This window comes from Mesorhizobium sp. M1E.F.Ca.ET.063.01.1.1, from assembly GCF_003998155.1.
Classification (GTDB): Bacteria; Pseudomonadota; Alphaproteobacteria; order Rhizobiales; family Rhizobiaceae; genus Mesorhizobium.
Genome location: NZ_RZSC01001335.1, coordinates 1 through 832, shown reverse-complemented (window position 1 = coordinate 832; position 832 = coordinate 1). Strand labels below are relative to the sequence as shown.

Annotated in this window: 1 protein-coding gene and 1 pseudogene; both read left to right on the top strand. The window is 67.2% G+C overall.

Annotated features, from left to right (window positions below):
* The coding region (locus EOA29_RS38390) for an amino acid--tRNA ligase-related protein (RefSeq protein ID WP_348628941.1) at positions 1 to 484 on the top strand (484 nt) is incomplete at its 5' end.
* 202 nt (positions 485 to 686) lie between these two features.
* A pseudogene (locus tag EOA29_RS43575) lies at positions 687 to 832 on the top strand (TldD/PmbA family protein); the annotation flags it as partial.

Here is an 832-nt window from a genome sequence, read left to right as displayed (position 1 = left end):
CGGCAGCACCGATCGCGACGCGCTCCACGCGGCGCTGATCCGCGCCGGCCTGCGCACGGCGCCCGACGATAACTGGGCCGACCTGTTCAGCAGGGTAATGGTCGAAAAGGTCGAGCCGGCGCTGGGGCAGGGCCGCGCCACCATCCTCTACGGCTACCCGGTATCGGAGGCAGCACTTGCCCGGCCGAGCGCTGAGGACCCGCGCATTGCCGAGCGCTTCGAGCTCTATTGCTGCGGTGTCGAGCTGGCCAACGCCTTCGGCGAACTGACCGATCCGGCCGAGCAGCGCCGCCGTTTTGTCGCCGAGATGGACGAGAAGGAACGCGTCTATGGCGAGCGCTATCCGCTGGACGAGGATTTCCTCGAAGCGCTTGCCGTCATGCCTGAGGCGAGCGGTGCGGCGCTCGGCTTCGACCGGCTGGTGATGTTGGCGACGGGTGCCGCCAGGATCGAGGATGTGATCTGGGCGCCGGTGGCCGGTTGATCTGTGCTCGTTTTCGTGTTGCTGCCGCGGCGGAGCATTTAGCTCTAACCGCGACGATTGCCTTGAGATTGCCGCATCCGCCATTGCACAAGCGGCAATGGAACAATAGATGGTGCGGCAGCATCCGTGATGGTGCGGCAGCATCCATGATGGTGCGGCAGCGGCCGTTTCCCGGGTCGTTTGAACACACAGGACCAAATGCATGACCCATACGCTCGACGCAGCGAAACTGACCGACCGCGTCGCAGCGCTCGTCGAGGCGGCCAAGCGCGCCGGGGCGGACGCCGCCGACGCGGTCGCGGTGCGCGGCCGTTCGGCCGGCGTGTCGGTGCGGCTCGGCGAGGTCCA